18 protein-coding genes, 1 tRNA gene and 1 pseudogene are annotated in these 18574 nt (G+C 67.8%); 8 read left to right on the top strand and 12 right to left on the bottom strand.

Annotated elements, in window-relative coordinates; translation table 11 throughout:
* Window positions 1-17: 17 nt before the first annotated feature.
* The 9 genes and pseudogenes from BLQ10_RS23080 to BLQ10_RS12055 form a co-directional block, all read right to left on the bottom strand.
* A pseudogene (locus tag BLQ10_RS23080) lies at window positions 18-481 on the bottom strand (cyclophilin-like fold protein).
* The gene (locus tag BLQ10_RS12090) at window positions 408-950 is read right to left on the bottom strand and encodes a cyclophilin-like fold protein (protein ID WP_091562261.1); all 543 of its coding nucleotides are present in this window, start codon (window positions 948-950) and stop codon (window positions 408-410) included. Before BLQ10_RS12090 ends, BLQ10_RS23080 begins: the two are co-directional and overlap by 74 nt.
* Window positions 951-1125: 175 nt before the next feature.
* Window positions 1126-1887, bottom strand: coding sequence for a glucose 1-dehydrogenase (locus tag BLQ10_RS12085; protein WP_254785533.1), 762 nt, complete (start codon window positions 1885-1887; stop codon window positions 1126-1128).
* 2 nt (window positions 1888-1889) lie between these two features.
* Window positions 1890-2294: a DUF2255 family protein gene (locus BLQ10_RS12080; RefSeq protein WP_091562256.1), complete on the bottom strand. Its 405-nt coding sequence runs from the start codon at window positions 2292-2294 to the stop codon at window positions 1890-1892.
* Window positions 2291-3034, bottom strand: a complete 744-nt coding sequence (locus BLQ10_RS12075; RefSeq protein WP_091562253.1) for an SDR family NAD(P)-dependent oxidoreductase — start codon at window positions 3032-3034, stop codon at window positions 2291-2293. The genes BLQ10_RS12080 and BLQ10_RS12075 overlap by 4 nt, the downstream gene beginning before the upstream one ends.
* 38 nt (window positions 3035-3072) lie before the next feature.
* Complete coding sequence (locus BLQ10_RS12070; protein ID WP_091562249.1) at window positions 3073-3738, bottom strand: SDR family NAD(P)-dependent oxidoreductase; 666 nt, start codon at window positions 3736-3738, stop codon at window positions 3073-3075.
* 171 nt (window positions 3739-3909) lie between these two features.
* A complete protein-coding gene (locus tag BLQ10_RS12065) occupies window positions 3910-4806 on the bottom strand; it encodes a helix-turn-helix transcriptional regulator (RefSeq protein WP_091562484.1) in 897 nt (298 codons plus the stop codon).
* A gap of 352 nt (window positions 4807-5158) precedes the next feature.
* Window positions 5159-6112, bottom strand: coding sequence for an alpha/beta hydrolase (locus BLQ10_RS12060; RefSeq protein ID WP_091562246.1), 954 nt, complete (start codon window positions 6110-6112; stop codon window positions 5159-5161).
* 45 nt (window positions 6113-6157) lie between these two features.
* On the bottom strand, window positions 6158-7390 hold the full coding sequence (locus BLQ10_RS12055; RefSeq protein ID WP_091562242.1) for an MFS transporter: 1233 nt from the start codon (window positions 7388-7390) through the stop codon (window positions 6158-6160).
* A gap of 617 nt (window positions 7391-8007) precedes the next feature.
* On the opposite strand from BLQ10_RS12055, the gene BLQ10_RS12050 reads away from it, so the two are divergent.
* Window positions 8008-8634: a type 1 glutamine amidotransferase domain-containing protein gene (locus BLQ10_RS12050; RefSeq protein ID WP_254785532.1), complete on the top strand. Its 627-nt coding sequence runs from the start codon at window positions 8008-8010 to the stop codon at window positions 8632-8634.
* Between the two features lie 359 nt (window positions 8635-8993).
* On the opposite strand, the gene BLQ10_RS12045 is transcribed toward BLQ10_RS12050, so the two are convergent.
* Window positions 8994-9080, bottom strand: a tRNA-Ser gene (locus BLQ10_RS12045).
* A 127-nt stretch (window positions 9081-9207) separates the two neighbouring features.
* Here BLQ10_RS12045 and BLQ10_RS12040 point away from each other — a divergent pair.
* From BLQ10_RS12040 to BLQ10_RS23075, 3 genes are read left to right on the top strand one after another with little or no spacing between them, the layout of a single operon-like run.
* Window positions 9208-10266 (top strand): zinc-dependent alcohol dehydrogenase, encoded by a 1059-nt coding sequence (locus BLQ10_RS12040; protein ID WP_091562238.1) that lies wholly within the window; start codon window positions 9208-9210, stop codon window positions 10264-10266.
* A gap of 3 nt (window positions 10267-10269) precedes the next feature.
* A complete protein-coding gene (locus tag BLQ10_RS12035) occupies window positions 10270-10668 on the top strand; it encodes a 6-pyruvoyl trahydropterin synthase family protein (protein ID WP_091562237.1) in 399 nt (132 codons plus the stop codon).
* A 9-nt stretch (window positions 10669-10677) separates the two neighbouring features.
* Entirely contained in the window at window positions 10678-13113 is a 2436-nt protein-coding gene (locus BLQ10_RS23075) for a DNA glycosylase AlkZ-like family protein (protein ID WP_368086514.1), read from the top strand.
* Window positions 13114-13123: 10 nt separating this feature from the next.
* Here BLQ10_RS23075 and BLQ10_RS12020 read toward each other — a convergent pair whose 3' ends face one another.
* Window positions 13124-13624 (bottom strand): nucleoside deaminase, encoded by a 501-nt coding sequence (locus tag BLQ10_RS12020; RefSeq protein ID WP_028277768.1) that lies wholly within the window; start codon window positions 13622-13624, stop codon window positions 13124-13126.
* An 89-nt stretch (window positions 13625-13713) separates the two neighbouring features.
* Here BLQ10_RS12020 and BLQ10_RS12015 point away from each other — a divergent pair, with 89 nt between their 5' ends.
* The 4 genes from BLQ10_RS12015 (at window position 13714) to BLQ10_RS12000 (ending at window position 16436) form a co-directional block, all read left to right on the top strand.
* Window positions 13714-14568, top strand: a complete 855-nt coding sequence (locus tag BLQ10_RS12015) for a phosphatase PAP2 family protein (protein WP_254785531.1) — start codon at window positions 13714-13716, stop codon at window positions 14566-14568.
* 12 nt (window positions 14569-14580) lie between these two features.
* Window positions 14581-15216 (top strand): uracil phosphoribosyltransferase, encoded by a 636-nt coding sequence (gene upp, locus BLQ10_RS12010; protein WP_018774274.1) that lies wholly within the window; start codon window positions 14581-14583, stop codon window positions 15214-15216.
* 72 nt (window positions 15217-15288) lie between these two features.
* The gene (locus BLQ10_RS12005) at window positions 15289-15666 is read left to right on the top strand and encodes a glyoxalase superfamily protein (RefSeq protein ID WP_091562233.1); all 378 of its coding nucleotides are present in this window, start codon (window positions 15289-15291) and stop codon (window positions 15664-15666) included.
* Between the two features lie 89 nt (window positions 15667-15755).
* Window positions 15756-16436 (top strand): HAD-IA family hydrolase, encoded by a 681-nt coding sequence (locus BLQ10_RS12000; protein ID WP_091562230.1) that lies wholly within the window; start codon window positions 15756-15758, stop codon window positions 16434-16436.
* 44 nt (window positions 16437-16480) lie between these two features.
* On the opposite strand, the gene BLQ10_RS11995 is transcribed toward BLQ10_RS12000, so the two are convergent.
* Complete coding sequence (locus BLQ10_RS11995; RefSeq protein WP_091562228.1) at window positions 16481-18571, bottom strand: ArnT family glycosyltransferase; 2091 nt, start codon at window positions 18569-18571, stop codon at window positions 16481-16483.
* Between the last annotated feature and the right edge of the window lie 3 nt (window positions 18572-18574).

Genomic DNA, 18574 nt, shown 5'->3' with positions numbered 1-18574 from the left:
TTCGCACAAGCAACTATCTAAAGATATTTCACACAGGCAGGAGAAAGGTTCCAGGGCGTCCATATCGTGGCGGAAACCGCATCATCCGCGAACTGGCCGGCGACAATCCCGAGTAGTAGTCGGGCACTGAAGTACCCGACGTGCTCGTAGTAGAGGACCAGAACCTGGCCGGGCGCGTAGTAGCCGATGGTCCGCGGGTCTGCGTCGTCGGCGGCGGGAACGCCGTCGAGCGAAAGAGGCTCCGGGACTCTGCGAGCTTTTCCTGTCCACCGTAATCGCTGAAGCAAAGCGTCAGGGGGAGCTGCTCAATCAGGGAGCGCGCCGTTGCGTTGCTGGAAGGGTCCCTGTCACGGTCGACCCGTGGAACCGGAGGGTGATCGAAGTGTCTTCTGTTGTCTGCTTGCTGCTCAGGGTCCGTCCAGGATTTCGACGGTGGTCTTCTGTCCCTCAAACCGGGCCAGCTCCCCGGCCGTGGCGTCATAGCGGCCGATGTGGATGGTTTGCTCAGAGTGACCGGTTCCGGAGGCGTTGTAGTAGAAGCCAAGGTTGTGCCACGGGGTGTAGTAGATGAGGTCGCCATCCTCCGGGTCGGATCCGGGCGAACCTTCGTAGTTGAGCTCGTGGGGAAGATCGGCGATCTTTTCGCGGCCGTTGAATTCCTTGAGTGTGAGCGTGAGCGGCAGCATGCCCAGGAAGTCGCGGGTAGCGGGGCTGTCCTCGCCGATGGTCACGTCTACGGTGTCCGTTCCTGCCGTGAAGCGGATCACTGTGCCGACCACGCTCGCGGAGGTGCTGGCGGAAGGTGCCGGGGCTGAGGGGGCCGGAGACGACGTTTGCTGCGGGGGCGAGGGCGGCGTGGCGGAGACCGGAGGGTTGGACGTGGCGGTGCACCCGGCGAGAGCGAACGCCATGGCGATGGTCACAGCCACGGTCTGTTTTTTCACTCGCATGGGAGATGATCCCTTCCAATCAGGCAGCAAACGGTCTATTCCAGCAAAACAGCTGCCGAAGCGGAGGGGGAGTCTCTGTTGTTACGGGTACCGGGAGGGACCCTTAAAATGGTGAGCCGTCCCGCCGAGGGGGTCACACTCCAGGCAGGACGGCGTCAGCGCTGCTGCGCCGCTTCTAGGCGGTGAAACCGCCATCGACCGGAAGGGCAACGCCCGTGACATAGCTGGCGGCATCGCTGCAAAGCCACAGCACAGCAGCGGCGATCTCCTCGGGCCGTCCGAGCCTGCCTAGCGGGATCGATGCGGCCGAGGCTTCGGGATCCAGCACGCCACCTGCGGTCATCCGCGCAACCATTGGGGTGTCGATGGTTCCGGGGCAGACGGCGTTGACCCGCACTCCCAGCGGCGCGTACTGCAAAGCGACGCTCTTGGCCTGCCCGATCACGCCGTGCTTGGTCGCGTGGTAGGTGGCACGTCCGCTGCCGCCGACGAGCCCTCCGAGCGAGGAACAGTTCACGATCGCACCGGATCCCTGCTTCCGCATCTGCACCAACTCGTGCTTCATCGACGCCCACACGCCACGCAGGTTGACCGCGACGATCTGGTCGAAAGCCTCTGCCGTCTCATCTGCAGAATCGACAGGCGGAAGCATGATGCCCGCGTTGTTAAACGCCATGTCGAGGCTGCCGAAGGCCTCCACGGTGCGGGCGACAGCGTTCTGTACCTGCGCCTCATCGGACACGTCGCACTGCACGGAGAGGGCACTGTGCCCCGCGGCGTTCAGTTCAGCCGCGAAGCGCTCCGCCGCCCCGCCGTCGAGATCGACAATCGCGACGGCGGCACCGGCTTCGGCGAACGCCCGCGCCGTCGCCGCGCCCATCCCGGCACTCGCGCCGGTGACGAAGGCGACCTTGCCGTTGAAGTCAAAACTGACCATGTTCATCGTTCCTTTCCGGACTCTGAAACGTGCTGCCCATTCCTTGATGTGACCTCCACGGTGGCCGCACGGGGCCCCGCGGCCACCATTGGCGGCAGGTACGGACTCCCGGCGTATTTCGTCCGGTAGGCCTCATCGATCCGCCCGTTCAGGTCCGGATCGCCGAGCGTGAATTCCACTTCGTGGGTCTCCCCTGCGGCGATAATGCGGCCGGCTCGCTGCGCCATCGCTGAGCGGTACCACCGTGACCGTTGACCGTTCCACGGCCGCACAAACAGCCGTCCGTCCACGACGACTGACCAGATCCAGGTCGGCGTTCCGTATGTCGTGCCGTCGGCGCGGAGTGGGGCGACGTGCAGGTCGTCGCTGCCGACGATGCGTTCGACGGACTGGGCCCAGTTCGTCATTTCGAACCTCCTTGGATCGTGGTTCCTGTGTAGTCGGCCAGCGAGCTGAGGAGCGCATCCTGGAAGCGTTCATCATGCACCGCCCAATGCGGTGTCTGGGTTTTCTGGTGGTGCCAGTACTGACCGCTCGGGAGAGCTTGCTCGTTGGCACCCGCCGCGAGCCAGGTCTGCGTGATGTGGCCGAGCCGAAGGTCGTCGCTGGCACCGGGGCCGCCCATCCGAGTGGGCACCCACCCCGGGTCCACGGCGTGCGCGCTCACTTCCGGCCACAACCGTGCAACCGCTGCCGCGAGGGCAGTGACGAAGAGTTTGCTGTCGGAATACGAACGGGACTCGTGGTCCCCGCTCCAGTCCACCCCGGCGAGGTCCGAGCGTCCGCCGTGGTGCATGCTGCTGCTGAGGTAGATCAGCCGGTCAGGCCGTTCCATTCCCGCGGTGAGGACGAAAGGGGCGACAACGTTCACCGGCAGCAGGGCCGGGCCGCCGATGACGCCCGCGTTGTGGATCACTGCGTCGAACCGTCCCAGGGCGTTTGCCTGTTCGGCCAGACCGCGCACCTCGTCAGGGTTGGCCAGGTTGCCCACGATTCCCTGTGCGCCGCGGTCGAGGGGGTCCTTGACGGCCGCCAGCCGCGCGCTCGTGCGGGCATGCACGACGACGGCATGACCGTCGTCGAGCAGCGCTTCGGCCGCCGCGCGGCCGAGTCCATCGCTGGAACCGGTAACGAGGATGCGGGACACGGTTCCTCCTTCCGTCCGGGAACGCTGTCTCCTGAAACTCAGTCCAGAGGTGTCACGAAGGTACGGAAGTCCTTTCCTTCGCTGTGGACGCGCCAAAGGGTTTCGGACAGGGCCGCCGGTTCGTGCGCGGGGTCCCCTCCACCGATGCCCAACGGAATAATGAGCTGCGCTACGTGGATTCCTTCCGGTGCCAGGGCGTCGTGGAGCATCTGGGCGTAAGCGGATTCGGCGGCGAACGCGGCGGAGGTGCCGGCATAGTTATGGTTAGGTCGGACGGCACTGGAGCCGTTCACGAACAGGGCGGTTCCGCGACCGAGGGCACGCATGCCGGGAAGCACCGCGTTCATGGCGGCCGCTGCTCCCAGCGTGGAGAACTCGAGCGCCGAGCGCAGTTCTTCGCGGGTTGTTTCAAGAACGGGCCGAAGATATTCCTTGGATGGCACAGGGCTGTACTGAAGAACTTCGACCGGGCCCAACTCGTCAGCCGCCCGGGCAAGGGCGGTGTTGAGCGACTCAGGGTCACGGACGTCGGCGGCGTAACCGCGGGCGGAAATTCCCGCGTCGACCAGCTCCCCGGCAAGTAAATCGACGTGTTCCTGGGTACGGGACAGCAGGGCAACGTTGAAGCCTTCGGCTCCGAAGCGGCGGGCAGAGGCGAGTCCCAGGCCGGGACCGGCACCGATGATTGCGATTGTGGTCTTCATGGTGTGCTTTCTTTCGTGGAAGGTACATCAGGACGAGGTCCGCCCTTGAGAGGGCTGGTTGCCGCTGCGGTGCTGTGGCTGTGAAGCCACGCATCAAGCCATGTCACCGTGGCGCACTTCGCGGCGACGGTAGCTACACTCCTCCATGGCGCTGGGTGGGGGGTCCCTTTATCAGCCGTCCGTCCGCGTCCGTTCGGACGCAGACTGGACAGCATTCCCATATTCGCTGGCCGTCCATGAGGCGAGCAGCTGCATTCGCTCTGCCGAAGGTGAACCCGGCTCGGCGGTATAGATTGTGAGAGTCAGACCAGGCTCAGCGGCCATCTCCAGCCCCTCGAAAGCAAGGGTCATTTCGCCGACGATGGGGTGGTTGAAGGTCTTGAAACCGGTGCCGTGGTGGCGGACGTTGTGGGCACCCCAACGCCTGCGGAACTCGTCGCTGCGGGTTCCGAGTTCGCCAATGAGGTCGTGGAGTTCCTTGTTGTGCGGGTCACGGCCTGCCTCGGTGCGCAGGATGGAGACGGTCACTTCCGCGAAGGCGTCCCAGTCCGGGTAGAAGTCGAAAGCCCGTTCGTCCAGGAAGGTGAACCGGGCGATGTTCGGGGGTTGGCCCGGCATGTCATAGCAGTCCTTGTAGAACGCCCTGGCCAAGGGATTGACCGCGAGCAGATCCATCCTGCCGTTGCGGACGAACGCCGGACCGGCCGTGATCGCGTCGAGGGCCCACTGCAGGCTCTGATGCGGCACATAGGACTTCGAGCTCCGGCGCCGCGGCGGCCGGGCAACAGGGCTGGCCGCGTGGGCGAGGTCGAACAGGTGGGCCCGCTCCGCGTCGTCCAGGCACAAGGCCCTGGCGATGCTCTCGAGCACCTGCGGAGAGGCGCCACTGACCGCGCCGCGCTCCATCCGGGTGTAGTACTCCACGCTCAAACCGGCGAGGGTGGCTACCTCGCTACGGCGCAGGCCACTTACACGCCGGTTGGTCCCAGCAGGCAATCCGACCTGCTCCGGGGCGACCTGTGCGCGCCGCGAGATCAGGAATTCGCGTACTTCCGCTCGATTGTCCATGTCCTCCACGCTAAGCCACCCCCAATCGTTAAGGGAGTCCCTTCCAGTGCCCCTGTCGCGCGTGCCCCTACAGCTGGAATGAGGGGTGGTCCCAGCGTCGGCAGGACCACCCCATCGGATCAGCCCAGGACAGGCGCGCCCGGACGTCGCCCAGTCCCCGTGCTAAGAGCAGCTCCCCTTCGCGGAGGTTTTCCCAAGTGCCGGCAGTTTCGTCCCACCGGCGAAACAACTGGAGGTCGAAGGCACCTGGACGGACGCTGTCTCTCCCGCTTGAACCTGGGCACCGGCAAGCTGGCCAGCCGCGCAGGCAGCGAATACGGTGGTCGTCTCCGGCCGTGATGTTCCCCTGCGCTCAGAGCGCGGCGGAGAAGAACTCCTCGAGCTTGTCGAAGGGGATGACGTCCGTTCGGTCGTAAAGATCAATGTGGCGCGCGCCCGGGACCACCACCAGCTCGCTCGGACCTGAGGCCTGGGCATGGACGTCTTCGCTGAAGTAGCGGGAGTGCGCCTGGTCGCCGGTGATGAGCAAGATGGGGCGCGGGGCGATGTCCTCGAGGTGCCGGAGGGCGCCGAAGTTGACGTGGGCCGCCTCGCTGGTGATCGTGAATGCGCCAACCGAGCGGGGGTGGTGGCCGCGGTCGGCCACGTAGTACTCGTGGAACTCCGCCGTCACAGGGTCCAGTCCCTCGGTGTTGAACTCGGACGGGAAGGTCGGCTCAAGAGCCGGCTCTCCCGCATCAACATCCTTCCAACGCTGCGCGGCGACGGCCTCGAGTTTAGCTCGGCGCTCCTCGTCGGCGCCCTTGTTCTCCCAGCCGTTGCGCTTCACGCCGCTGATGTCGTACATCGCCGAGGTGGCAACGGCCTTGATGCGCGGGTCGATCTGCGCGGCACTGAGTGAGAAGCCGCCGCTGCCGCACAGGCCGATGGAACCTATGCGGTCCCGGTCAACGAAGGGCAGGGTGCCAAGGTGATCGACGCCGGCGCTGAAGTCCTCCGCGAAGATCTCCGGTGACGTGACGCGGCGGGGCTCGCCGCCGCTCTCGCCGTTGTAGGACGGGTCGAAGGCGAGGGCAACGAAGCCGCGCTTGGCGAGTTCCTGCGCATAGACGCCCGGCCCTTGTTCCTTCACGCCGCTGTGCGGCGGCCCGATCACGATGCCGGGGTGGCGGACGTCGCGGTCCAGGCTCGTGGCCGTGTAAAGGTCGGCCGCGATCTCAATGCCGTAGCGGTTGCGGTAGCGCACATGCTTGCGGGTGACCTGGGGGTCGAGGGCGAACGTGTATCCATCGATATGAAGGGACATGCTTTGCTTCTTTCTTGTTGTGAGCTGCGGATCTCAGGAGTCGGGTTACGCGGCCGCCTGCCGGGTGACCCGGGCGGTTACGAGTGCCAAGAGGGCGGCCAGCAAGAGCGCCGCTCCACTGGCCAGGAAAGTGCTCTGGTAGCCGAGGGAGTCGAACAGGAGGCCTCCCACCGTGGAACCGAGGGCGATGCACGTCTGGACGACGGCCACCATAAGGCCGCCGCCCTGCTCGGCATTGCCAGGCATGGCCTCGGCGACCCAACTCCACCAGCCCACGGGCGCCGAGGTACCCAGCAGGCCCCACAGACCCAGAAGAACTACGACGGCGGCGAACGAGCCACCGAACGGAATCAAAGCCGCCGCGACGAGAGCCATCAGGGCGGGAATGATGATTAGTGTCCGATACAGCCCCGGTCCGAGGAAGCGGCCGATCAGCACGGTGCCGGCAAAACCGGTCACGCCGAGCACGAGCAAAACGATGGAAATCGCGGTCACGTCGATCAGGGTCACAGTCTCCAGGAAGGGGCGCAGGTAGGTGAACAGGATGAACTGGCCCATGAAAAAGGCTCCGCAGGCTGCCATGCCCCAAGCGACCGGACGGCTCTTGAGGGCCGCGAAAATCGTGAAGATGCCGCCGGCCCTTGTCGAACGGTGGGGAACATTCAGTGACGGCAGGCTGACCCACAGCCAGATCAAGCAGATCACAGCCACCGGCACTAGGCAGAAGAATGCTCCTCGCCATCCCATGATGGAACCCAGATAGCTGCCCAGGGGCGCTGCCAGCACCGTGGCGAGGGCGTTGCCGCCGTTGACGATCGCCAGGGCGCGGGGCACATGGGTGGTGGGTACCAACCGGATGGCGGTGGCGGCGGACATGGACCAGAAGCCCCCGATCACCACACCGATGAACGCCCGTCCGATCATGAAGGGCAGGTATCCCGGGGCCAGCGCGATCAGGGCGCCGGAGACGCCCATCAGTGCCGCCAGGCCGATCAGCAAGGTCTTGCGGTTCATGCTGCCCGTCAGGCGGGAGATCGACAGGCTGGTCAACACGGCGAACAGTCCGGAGATAGCAATTCCTTGTCCGACTGCCCCCTCGGAGACCTGCAGATCGGCTGCCATCGGCGTAAGCAGGCTGACGGGCATGAATTCGGAGGCGACCAGCGCGAAGGCGCCAAATGACATGGCGACGACCCCGCCCCAGTGCACAGGGCGGTGGTCGCTGCCGGCTGGTCCCTGCCTTTGTTTGTCAGGGGCGATGGAGGTGTCGGGTGCCATGGGTTTCGCTCTCGTTGTAGTCTTTCTTCGATCCTCCATCGGACCATGGGCCGGCCGGCCGAGGGAGTCCCGCTTGATAGGGGTACTGCGAGGGTCCCCCTGAGCCCGATGATGGGGCAAGGTCGCTACCTGGTCAGAGTCCGGCCACGCGTGTGGAGCGGGCACCGGTGCGGCGCTTGCGCCTTTCGCTGCCATGTCCGCCCCGCGACATCCTGACGAACCATCGCAGCCGTCGCCGGAGAATCAGTAGACCCAGCACGACGACAAAGGCTATATCGGGCAAGAGGGGGTGCCAGCCAGTTGTCAGGAACGGGCGGGTACCCGCCCGGGAGGCCGGCGTCCCACTCGAAGTGGTTGCGCGGACGGGCAAGGCCCCGTGGCCCCCGCAATTTCGGCCGCACCCCAAAGTTGGGGCCTGAGGACAATGCTCGGGAAAGTCACGCTAAGCCGATTCCGCGTGGTAAGGACGGGTACCTCGGTTCGTTGAGCCTGCATGACTAAACATAAATATCTGACTGACTGACTGCCGCCGAGGCGACCTTGTACGGGCGATTCGAGGCGCAGGCGACCACCACCGTCTCAGAGCGGGGGGAGGCCCGAGACGAAAGGAACATTTCATGAAGAAAATCCTCATGGTACTGACCAGCGTTTCCGAGATCGGCGATACCGGAGAGAAGACCGGTTACAACGTGGTCGAAGCTGCGCATCCCTGGAAGGTCTTCAATGATTCCGGTCATTTCGTCGACTTTGCGTCCATCCAGGGCGGCCAGCCCCCGCGCGACGAGGTGGACGCAGAAGATCCCATCCAGGTCGCCTTCACGGAGGACGAGACCACGCGCGCCGGTCTCTACAACACCGCCCGCGTCGACGTCGTTGATCCCGACCAGTACGACGCCGTCTTCCTCGTGGGCGGCCACGGCACCATGTGGGACTTCCCGGACAGCCAATGCTTGCAGAGTCTGGTGGCCAGCGTCTACAACGCCGGCGGCTTGGTGGGCGCGGTCTGCCACGGACCGGCCGGCCTGCTGAACGTGGAATTGGAGAACCGGTTCCGCCTCGTCGAGGGCCGGAAGGTGGCTGCCTCCACCAACGACGGGGCGGCCGTCAATTGTCGTATGTGCGCCAGCAACCACACACACAGGCCATCACCGCGCAGGGTTCGAGCGGGTTCGCCCCATAGGAGCCTGTCCAGCAACGGTACCGAGCCTGGGCTGCGGGGCGAGCCGTTCGAGCGGACGCCCTGATGTGCGCCGGCGAACAACTGCTCAGCAGACGTTGCACATCAACTCCGCATCTCAACCCCGCATCGAAGGGGCTCCGCTCACCGCCGTTCACCGTCCGGGGCGCCTTTGGACACGATTCCGGCCCTCGGATCCGGTGTCCGCGGCGTGTCCGTGTCAAAGTGCCCCCGGACCGCATCCGCCGGGCGAGCCAAGGACGCCCGAGTCCGGCAGCCCAGGGGTCCCGGCAGGATGCCCCTGACACGCCCGGCAACTACACACGTTTTGTCCTATAACCCTTCTTTGCCAACGAGTACGTTCCAGACAAAACAAAAGGCCCTGCTTCCCTTGTAAACAAAGGAAAGCAGGGCCTTTCTCAATCGCGGTGACGGTGGGATTTGAACCCACGTTGGCTTTTACACCAAACAACATTTCGAGTGTTGCACCTTCGGCCGCTCGGACACGTCACCAACCTGACTAGGGTACCGGAGCAAGGTGCCCATCCACAAAACGAGCCACAACGGCTCCCTCACGGCACCGCGAACCCGCGCGGCGCCCTTCCCCACGAACAGTGAGGGCACTAGATTCGTAAGCACAATGACTATTTCTGAACACGCCACTTCTGAACGGCACGCCACCGCCTATTGGACCGTCGGCCCGAAACAGGGCGAGCTCCGCAGCGAGGACCTGCCCGCCCCCGGACCCGGCGAGGCGCTCGTCCGGACCCTGTATTCGGGCATCAGCAAGGGCACCGAACTGGTGGTCCATCACGCCAGCGTTCCGGCGTGCGTGGCCGATGCCATGGCCGCCCCCAACCAGGAGGGGGACTTCCCGTACCCGGTGAAGTTCGGCTACCTGACAGTGGGGGTGGTCGAGGACGGGCCGGAGGGCTGGGCCGGCAGGACCGTCTTCTGCCTCTACCCGCACCAGGACCGCTTCATCGTCCCGGTCGAATCACTCACCGTGGTTCCCGACGGCGTCCCCGCCCGCCGCGCGGTGCTCACCGGGACGGTGGAAACCGCCGTCAACGGACTCTGGGAGGCCGGACCCCGTCTGGGCGACAGGGTTGCTGTGATCGGGGCGGGACTCGTCGGCGGCATGGTGGCCAAGCTCCTGGCCGGCTTCCCGTTGGCGCGGCTGCAGCTGATCGACGTCGACCCCGCCAAACGCGCGTTCGCGGACGCCCTCGGCGTCGACTTCAGCCACCCCGACGACGCCCTCCCGGACTGCGACATCGTGATCCACTGCTCCGCCTCGCAAGAAGGCCTGCAGCGGAGCCTGCAGCTGGTGGGCGACGACGGCGACATCATCGAAATGTCGTGGTACGCCGACCGGAAGATCTCTTTGCCGCTGGGGGAGGACTTCCATGCCCGACGCCTTTCCATCCGGGCCAGCCAGGTGGGGATGGTGGCCCGCGCCCGCAGGCACCGCCGGACCAACGCCGAACGCCTCGCGCTCGCAGTGTCCCTGCTGCAGGACCCGGTCTTTGACGTCTTCCTGACCGGCGCCTCGAGGTTCGAGGAGCTCCCCGGCACCGTCCAGCGGCTCGCCGACGGGACACTGGACGCCCTGTGCCACGTCATTGAATACCCACCCGCCGACGCACAATCCGCCGAAGCCCAGTCCACCGCCCCCTTCACCGAAGCCACGAGGTAGCCCGTGTTCAGCCTGACCGTCCGCCGTAACTTCATGATCGCCCACAGCCTTCCCCGCGAAGCCTTCGGCCCCGCCCAGGGCCTGCACGGGGCCACGTTCGTCACGGAGGTGACGTTCCGCCGTCGTGAACTCAACGACGATTCGATCGTGCTGGACATTGGCGCGGCAGGGGAGGTGCTGGACGAGGTCCTCGCGGGGCTGAACTACAAGAACCTCGACGAGCACCCCGACTTCGCCGGCAAGCTGAGCACCACCGAGGCCCTCGCCCGGTACATCGCCGTCGCCGTCGCCGCCCAGATAGGCGTCGGCGGCGACGGACGCGAGCTCGCCGGGCTGGACGTCACCCTGCGGGAGACCCCCGATGCCTGGGCAAGTTACTCGCTGGACTTCGACGCCCGTTAGGCGCCGCAGATGCCGCCGGCCAGCCCCCACATCCGGTTTGTGGTGCCCGGCAACGTCCGGCACAACTCCGGCGGCAACGTCTACAACGCGGCGCTCGCCCGGGAACTGGCGGCTCTCGGCGCCGCGGCGGAAAGCTGCCCGCTCGACGGCGACTGGCCGGTCGGCAGCCCGGGGGACCGGCGGCGGCTCGCCCGGCTGCTCCGCGCGGGGTCTCAGGGCTCCGTGACCCTGGTGGACAGCCTGATTGCCGGCGGCGCGCCCGATGAGATTGAGGCGGCGGCGGCTGCCGGGCACCCAGCCTGGATCCTGTTGCACATGCCTCTGCCGGACCCGGTGTTGGAACGGCGGGCGCTGCGGGCTGCCGCCGGTGTCATCTGCACGAGCGGTTCGGCCGCGGCGGGCATCCGCGCCCGGCACGGCCTGGACGGCATCAGGGTTGCCCTGCCCGGTACTGCGGCCGCCCCGTTGGCGGCGGGAAGCCTCTCCGCCGGCGCCGGGGTGCCGCACTTCATCGCCGTGGCGGCGCTGCTGCCAAACAAGGACCAATCGCTCCTGCTGGACGCGCTCGCCCGGCTCACGGATTTGCCCTGGACGGTGTCCCTCATCGGCTCGGACACCGCCCACCCGGCCTATGCCGCGCAGCTCCGGGACTCCGTGGAACGGCTGGGCCTGGCCGGGCGGGTCAGCGTCCCGGGCGAGCTCCGTGGCCCGGCACTGGAGACCGAGTGGGATGCGGCCGATCTCAGCCTGCTGATTTCCCGGGCGGAAACCTACGGCCTGGTGGTCACCGAATCCCTGGCCCGCGGCATTCCCGTGGTGGTGCGCGAGGGCACCGGAGCCGTTGAGGCGCTCGCCGCCGGCAACCTGCCCGGCCCGCCGGTGCCGGACATGCCGCTCACGCCGGTGCCGGACATGCCGCTGCCTGGCGCCGCCGTCGGGCTCGGGGCGGACCCCGCGCCGCTGGCGGACCTGCTCCGCCGCTGGCTCGGCGACGCCGGACTCAGGGAGCGCTGGCGGGACGCGGCAGCGGACGCCCGGGGCCGGTTGCCCGGCTGGGACGACACCGCCCGGACCGTTCTGGAGTTCCTATCGACGGAATCGACGGAATCGAAGGAGAATGAGCCCATGAGCACCTATCCTGTCGCCACGCAATCGCCGTCGGTAGAAGAGCCCGTCAATCTGCCGGAGCCGCAGAGCCTGACCCCGGAGCGGCTCCGGGCGTGGGCCTGGCACCGGCAGGGTCTGGACGGCTCCCTGGCCGGCCGCACGGCCGAGCAGGTCCTCGCCCGGGCGGGCTGGGCCCGGTCCGTGGGCGGCGCCAATCCGTACCTCACGCTCTTCGCCCGCGCCGGCATCCGCCGCGAACAGGTGGACACCGAGGTCCTGGCCCACCGGATCCTCGAACTTCCCGTCGCCCGCGGCTGCACCTACGTCCTGGGCCGGGACGACTTTGCCTGGGCGCTGAAGCTGGGCAAGGACGCCGCCGAGGCCATCCGGGTGCTCGGCCGGCTGGGCGTGGAACGGGGCGAAATCACGCTCCTGGAGGAGCAAGTGCTGCACGTGCTCGCCGAGGCGGAGGGGCCGATGGATCCGCGGCAGCTCAAGGAGGAACTGGGCGACTCGGTCCGGAACCTCGGCGAGGAAGGCAAGAAAAAGGGCGCCGCCACCACGCTGCCCACCGCCCTCGGGATCCTGCAGGCGCAGGGCAAGATCCGCCGCGTCCCGGCCAACGGCCGCCTGGACCAGCAGCGCTACGCCTACGAGCTCTGGGGCCTGGCGCCTAGCAGCCTGGACGACGACGCCGCGCGCACCGAGCTGGTCCGCCGCTACCTGGGCTGGACCGGCGGAGCCACCTTCAAACAATCGCAGTGGTTCACCGGGTTCACCGTGGCCCAAAGCAAGGCGGCGCTCGCCGCCGTCGGCGCCGTCGAGGTGCCCACCGCACTGCCCACCGCGCTGGCCACCTCACAGGCCGCCGGCGGCGACGGGCTGTGGATGCTGCCCGCGGACGTCGGCGGCCTCGCCGCATTCCAGGAGCCGGCGGCGGAACAGATCCAGCTGCTCGCCGGAACGGACTCCCTGTTCCTGCTGCGCCGGAACGCGGCGGACCTGCTCGCGGAGGAAGACCTGCACAAACCGGCGCTGGGATCTCTCGCGCTGCAGGCGGACCTCCCGGACCACCCCATCCTGGACCGCGGCCGGATCATCGGACTCTGGCAGTACGATCCGGCCAAGGAGAGGATCGTGCCCTGGCTGTTCCATGGCCCCACGCCCGCCGTAACGCAGCGGATCGCCGAGGTGGAAGCCTGGATCCGCGAGGACCTCGGTGATTTCCGGGCCTTCAGCCTGGACTCTCCGGCCTCCCGGCAGAAGCGGATCGATGCGCTCGCGGCATCTGCAGCAGCCTCCGCGGAAGCGACATCAGCCACTGGCACGGTCGGCTAGCCGGAACGGATCAGGCGCGGTGCCCGGCGAAGAAATCCCGCAACAGTGCGGCGCACTCCTGCTCCCGGACGCCTGCAACGACTTCCACCCAGTGGTTGAGCCGGCGTTCGCGAAGGATGTCGAACACGGAACCCGCGGCGCCGGCCTTCTCATCCCAGGCACCGAACACCACCCGCGGAATCCTGGCGAGGACGATCGCTCCCGCGCACATCGCGCACGGTTCCAGGGTCACCACCAGGGTGCAGTCCTCCAGCCGCCAGCCGTCGTCGCCCTTGCCTTCCAGCGCCCGGTGCGCCCGCAACCGCGCGGCGGCCTCCCGGATGGCGACCATCTCGGCATGGGCCGTCGGGTCGCCAAGGGCCTCGCGTTCGTTTCGGCCGGCGCCCAGCACCGAACCGTCCGGTCCGATCACGACGGCGCCAATCGGCACGTCCGCGGTGGCCAGGGCATTCCGGGCCTCCGCCAGGGCAAGGCTCATCCATTGGGCATGGCGGGGCTCGGGGGCAGTCATGGGTCAATGATAGTTTCGACCCTAAGCATGCTGTGCAGCTCCGCTGTGCAGCCCATGTAGTTAATTCGTCAAGTAGTCGGGAGATGGCAGTGACCACCGCAACAGAGAACTGGTTGGCGCGGCGCTGGGGCAAATGGGTCGTGCCCTACGCGGCTCTGTGGCTCACCATGCTGATCGGCGGCGTGGTGATAGTGCTGCTGGCGCTGTTCAGTGCCGAGGTCTACGACAACGTGGTGGACGACGCCGGCCTCGCGAACCTGGACAAACCCGCCTTGGCATTCATGGAACAGATCCGCAGCCCCGGCCTGGACGCCTTTGTCACCGGGTTCACCAATATCGGCGGCGGAATCGGGATGCCCATCCTGGCCAGCATCCTGACGGCATTGCTGATCTACACGTCCCGCTCTTGGCGGCCGTTGATCCTGATCGGGGGCGCCGCGGCCGTGTCGATCACGGCGACAACCGTGGGCAAGAAACTGATCGGCCGTACCCGCCCGGACCACGCCGACGCCGTGCCGCCCTACGAGAGCTCCCCGTCGTTCCCGAGCGGCCACACCCTGAATACCACGGTGGTGATCTCGCTCGTGGTGTATCTGGCCTGCCTGCAGATCAAACGGACCAGCGCCCGGATCGCCCTGATCGCCGCGGGTGTGGTCTTCATCGCCGCGATGGGCCTCAGCCGGGTCTTCCTGGGCCACCACTGGATGACCGATGTGATCATCGGGTGGGTCATCGGGCTGGCCTGGGTGGGGATTGTGATCCTGGCGCACCGGCTCTTCCACGTGCTCCGGCACCGGGAACACGCCGGGGCCGCGCCGACCTTTGAGCACCCCGCCCACCTCCATGACGGCGCCGCCGGCGGCACTGCCGGCGGCACTGCACAGACCGAGACGAACGACGCCGATAAGCCCGGCCCTGCGGGACGGTCCTCAGCATCCGGGTGATAGTTTTGACCCATGCGCACTCTCGTTGTGGACCACCCGCTGGTCGCCCATAAGCTCACCGTTCTGCGGGACAAGAACACCCCGTCCCCGGTCTTCCGCCAGCTCACCGAGGAGCTTGTCACGCTCTTGGCCTACGAAGCCACGCGTGACGTCCGCACCGAACCGGTGACCATCGAGACGCCCGTCAGCACCACCGTGGGCACCGCCTTCACCAAGCCGACCCCGCTGGTGGTCCCGATTCTCCGGGCCGGGCTTGGCATGCTCGAGGGCATGACCAAGCTGGTCCCCACCGCCGAGGTCGGCTTCCTGGGCATGGCCCGCGACGAAGAGACACTGGACATCATCACGTACGCCGAGCGACTCCCGGAGGACCTCACGGACCGGCAGATCTTCGTCCTCGATCCCATGCTGGCCACCGGCGGAACCCTGCGCGAGGCCATCAAGTTCCTCTTCAAACGCGGCGCCTCCGACGTCACCTGCATCTGCCTCCTCGCCGCCCCGGAGGGCCTGGCCAAGCTGGAGGAAGAGCTCTCCGAGGCCAACGTGACGATCGTCCTGGCCTCGATCGACGAGAAGCTCAACGAGAAGTCCTACATCGTGCCCGGCCTGGGCGACGCCGGGGACCGCCTGTACGGCATCGCCGGCTAGGCCGGCCGCCACTCCTTAGAGAGTCAACAAGGTCCCTTCCGCATTGCCGCGGTCCGCGCTAGCGTGTGCGGCATGGATTGGAAACTTGAACTCGTGTTTGTGCCGGTGTCCGATGTGGACCGGGCCAAGGATTTCTATGTCAACAAGGTGGGCTTCAACGCCGACTACGACGAGCGGCCCATGGACGGCCTCCGGTTCGTCCAGCTGACGCCGCCGGGCTCCGGCTGCTCCATTGCCATCGGTGAGGGCCTCAACGACGCCCCGCCCGGTACGGCTCCCAGCCTGCAGCTTGTGGTCAGCGACATCCAGGCCGCGCACAAGCAGCTCAAGGACAACGGCGTGGACGTCAGCGACGTCGACGTCCAGGACTGGGGGCACTTCGTCCACTTCGCCGACCCCGACGGCAACAAATGGGCCGTGCAGTACATCCCCCACCGGCCCAACGGCTGATCCACCCCGACTGCCCGTGGCGGCTCCGCTGTGGGCCGACGGGGAGGTCCGGCCAGCGGTAAGCCGGGTCCATGCGGCAGGATAGGGGCATGAGCCTTCCAGCGCGTTCCAGTACCGCCACCCTGACGGCCCGCGCCGTCCTGTTCGACATGGACGGCACGCTGGTGGATTCCACCAGCATCGTGGAGCAGGTATGGACCACGTTTGCAGGGCGCTACGGCCTGGATATCGGCGAAATCCTGCGCTCCTCCCATGGGGTCCAGGCCATGGACACGGTCCGCCGGTTTGCCCCGGCCGGTTCCGACGTCGAAGCCCTCGCCGCCGAGCTGGGACGGATGGAGCTGGCCGAAACCCGCGGCATTGTCCCGGTGCCCGGCGCGCCGGAGCTGCTGGCGAGCCTGCCGCCGGATGCCGTAGCGCTGGTGACGAGCGCTTCGCGGGACCTGGCCGAGGTCCGGATGGCAGCTGCGGGGATACCCGTCCCGGCCGTCGCGGTCACATCCGAGGAGGTCCTGAGGGGCAAACCCCACCCTGAGGGATACCTCCGGGCGGCCTCCCTGCTGGGTGCTGCCCCGGCCGACGCGGTGATATTCGAAGACGCCCCGGCGGGCATCGCCGCGGGACTCGCCGCCGGCATCCGGACCGTGGCAGTAGGACCCAACGCCGGCGAACTGCCGGACGGTGTCCTTCACATTCCCGACTACACCGAGGTCTCCGTGACCACTCACGTCACCGGCGCCGGCCTGCGCACCCTGTCCTTCACCTTCTAGGCCCATCCGGGCCCCGGCATTACCGAGGCCCGGCCCCTGCCCGCCTAGCCTGCCAGCAGGTAGACGCTGGTCCCGCCCACGGTCTGGGCGGTGAAATGGTCCTGCACCCACGCGGCAATCTGCGCGGCATCGTTGGATCCGCTTTCGCCCTGCATCATGCGCCCGGCGATGAAGTAGTGGATCTTGCCGTCGGCCACGTACTGCTGGAACTGTGCCAGGGTCGGCGCAGGGTCCGTGCCGTTGAACCCGCCCACGGCCATCACGGGCAGCTGCGTTGCCAGCTGGTAGCCGGCGGCGTTGTTGGACCCGACGACGGCGGCAGCCCACGTGTAGGGGCCGGCGTTTGTCTGCAGCGCGGTCACGAGGGCCGACGCCGGCGTGCTGGTCCCCAGCAGGCCGCCCATTCCGCCCGCCCCGCCCGCTCCCGGGCCGCGGCCAGCGCCAGCGCCGTTGACCGCCGTTGCACCGCCGAGGCCACCGCCTGTTGCACCGCCGAGGGATAACGGCAACCCGGCCCCGCCCCGGCCGGACACGGCCGGTCCGGCACTGACAATCGAGCCGCTGTGCGCCGTGGACGCGGTGGACAGCGAATACGCCAGCGGTCCGGCGAGGGCGGCGACGACGGCGAGCGTCGCCGTCGTCCGCGCCATGATCCCGTTCACTTTCATCCCCGGTCCCACCCCCGGGACCCCCTTGATCCCCGGGGCCGCGGCGGCCAGCACTAGGGCCGCGGCTGCGAGGGAACCCAGGAGCGCCACCCAGCGCAGCCACGGCAAGTACGCCGCGGTGCGGCCGAGGAGTGTGGTGGCCATGGCCCCGGCCGCCACGACCGCCAGGGCGAGGACGGCGGCCGCCACGGGTTGGTCCCGCCGCTGCCAGAGCAGGACGCCGCCGAGCCCGGCGAGCCCGGCGATCCCGGGAGCCAGCGCCACCATGTAATACGGGTGGATGATCCCGGCCATGAAGCTGAACGTCAGGCCGGTGACGGCAACCCAGGAGCCCCAGATGATCACCGCGGCCCGTACTGCGTCGGTGCGCGGCGCGCGGCGGCCCAGCCAGAGCAGCCCCGCGCCGAGCAGCAGCACCGAGGGCAGCAGCCAGGCGATCTGGCCGCCGAACTCGCTGTTGAAGAGCCGGAACAGCCCGGGTGTGCCCCAGCCATTGCCGCCGCCCACACTCCCGGTTTCATCGCCGTTCAGCCGGCCCAGGCCGTTGTAGCCGAGGGTCAGCTCCAGGATGGAGTTGTTCTGCGAGCCGCCGATGTAAGGGCGGTTCGCCGCCGGAATCAGTTCGACGGCGGCCAGCCACCACCCGGCCGCGACGGCCATCGCCGCGCCTGCGGAGAGCAGGTGAAGGATCCGCCTGCCTGCCGTGGCCGGCGCCGCGAGCAGGTAGGCCACGGCGAAGCCGGGGACCACCAGCAGGACCTGCAGCTGTTTGGTGAGGAACCCGAAGCCCAGGAACACCCCGGCGAACAGCAGCCAGCGCAGGCGCGCATCCTGGATGGAACGCAACACGGCGTAGGCGGCCGCGGTCATCAAAAGCACCAGCAGGGCGTCGGGGTTGTTGAACCGGAACATCAGCACGGCCACCGGTGTCAGCGCCATGACCGCACCGGCGAGGAGCCCCGCGCGGTGGGCCAGGCGGGCATCGGCCGTGGCGGGGGCCGCGGCCCGGCGTACGGCCAGATAGAGCAGCCAGACCGTGCCGGCCCCCATGAGCGCCTGCGGCACGAGGACGCTCCAGGAGCTCAGCCCGAAGATCCGCACCGACAGCCCCATCACCCACAGCGACGCCGGAGGCTTGTCCACGGTGATGGCGTTGGCGGCGTCGGACGAGCCAAAGAACCAGGCCGCCCAATCCTGCGACCCCGCCTGGGCCGCCGCGGAGTAGAAGGCGTTCGCCCAGCCGGAGGCGCCGAGGTTCCACAGGTACAGCACGGCCGTGGCCAGTACCAGGGCCGCGAGTTCCAGCCGTCGCCGCAGCGGCCGGGCGGCAGGGACGGCGCGCGTGCCGCCGGCAGCCGGGGGCTCCAGACGCCGACGACGTTCTGGGACTTGCGGCTGCGGCGGGCTTGGCGTGCGGGCCGGCGCCGCCGGCGCTGTGTCGGGGCGGGGGCTCAGGGTGTCAGTCATGGC

This window comes from Arthrobacter sp. ok362 (assembly GCF_900102785.1).
In the GTDB taxonomy this organism is placed as follows: Bacteria; Actinomycetota; Actinomycetes; order Actinomycetales; family Micrococcaceae; genus Arthrobacter.
Note: the sequence above shows the minus strand (reverse complement) of the source record. Positions and strands in the feature narration are given on the sequence as shown.

Bases quoted from the DNA above. Each gene is read 5' to 3' on its own strand.
- BLQ10_RS12085 (WP_254785533.1), bottom strand. From the start codon at position 1,887: ATGGTCAGTTTTGACTTCAACGGCAAGGTCGCCTTCGTCACCGGCGCG.
- BLQ10_RS12090 (WP_091562261.1), bottom strand. From the start codon at position 950: ATGCGAGTGAAAAAACAGACCGTGGCTGTGACCATCGCCATGGCGTTC.
- BLQ10_RS12080 (WP_091562256.1), bottom strand. From the start codon at position 2,294: ATGACGAACTGGGCCCAGTCCGTCGAACGCATCGTCGGCAGCGACGAC.
- BLQ10_RS12020 (WP_028277768.1), bottom strand. From the start codon at position 13,624: ATGACTGCCCCCGAGCCCCGCCATGCCCAATGGATGAGCCTTGCCCTG.
- BLQ10_RS12040 (WP_091562238.1), top strand. From the start codon at position 9,208: ATGACTATTTCTGAACACGCCACTTCTGAACGGCACGCCACCGCCTAT.
- BLQ10_RS23075 (WP_368086514.1), top strand. From the start codon at position 10,678: ATGCCGCCGGCCAGCCCCCACATCCGGTTTGTGGTGCCCGGCAACGTC.
- BLQ10_RS12055 (WP_091562242.1), bottom strand. From the start codon at position 7,390: ATGGCACCCGACACCTCCATCGCCCCTGACAAACAAAGGCAGGGACCA.
- BLQ10_RS12065 (WP_091562484.1), bottom strand. From the start codon at position 4,806: ATGGACAATCGAGCGGAAGTACGCGAATTCCTGATCTCGCGGCGCGCA.
- BLQ10_RS12060 (WP_091562246.1), bottom strand. From the start codon at position 6,112: ATGTCCCTTCATATCGATGGATACACGTTCGCCCTCGACCCCCAGGTC.
- BLQ10_RS12050 (WP_254785532.1), top strand. From the start codon at position 8,008: ATGAAGAAAATCCTCATGGTACTGACCAGCGTTTCCGAGATCGGCGAT.
- BLQ10_RS12005 (WP_091562233.1), top strand. From the start codon at position 15,289: ATGGATTGGAAACTTGAACTCGTGTTTGTGCCGGTGTCCGATGTGGAC.
- upp (WP_018774274.1), top strand. From the start codon at position 14,581: ATGCGCACTCTCGTTGTGGACCACCCGCTGGTCGCCCATAAGCTCACC.
- BLQ10_RS12070 (WP_091562249.1), bottom strand. From the start codon at position 3,738: ATGAAGACCACAATCGCAATCATCGGTGCCGGTCCCGGCCTGGGACTC.
- BLQ10_RS11995 (WP_091562228.1), bottom strand. From the start codon at position 18,571: ATGACTGACACCCTGAGCCCCCGCCCCGACACAGCGCCGGCGGCGCCG.
- BLQ10_RS12000 (WP_091562230.1), top strand. From the start codon at position 15,756: ATGAGCCTTCCAGCGCGTTCCAGTACCGCCACCCTGACGGCCCGCGCC.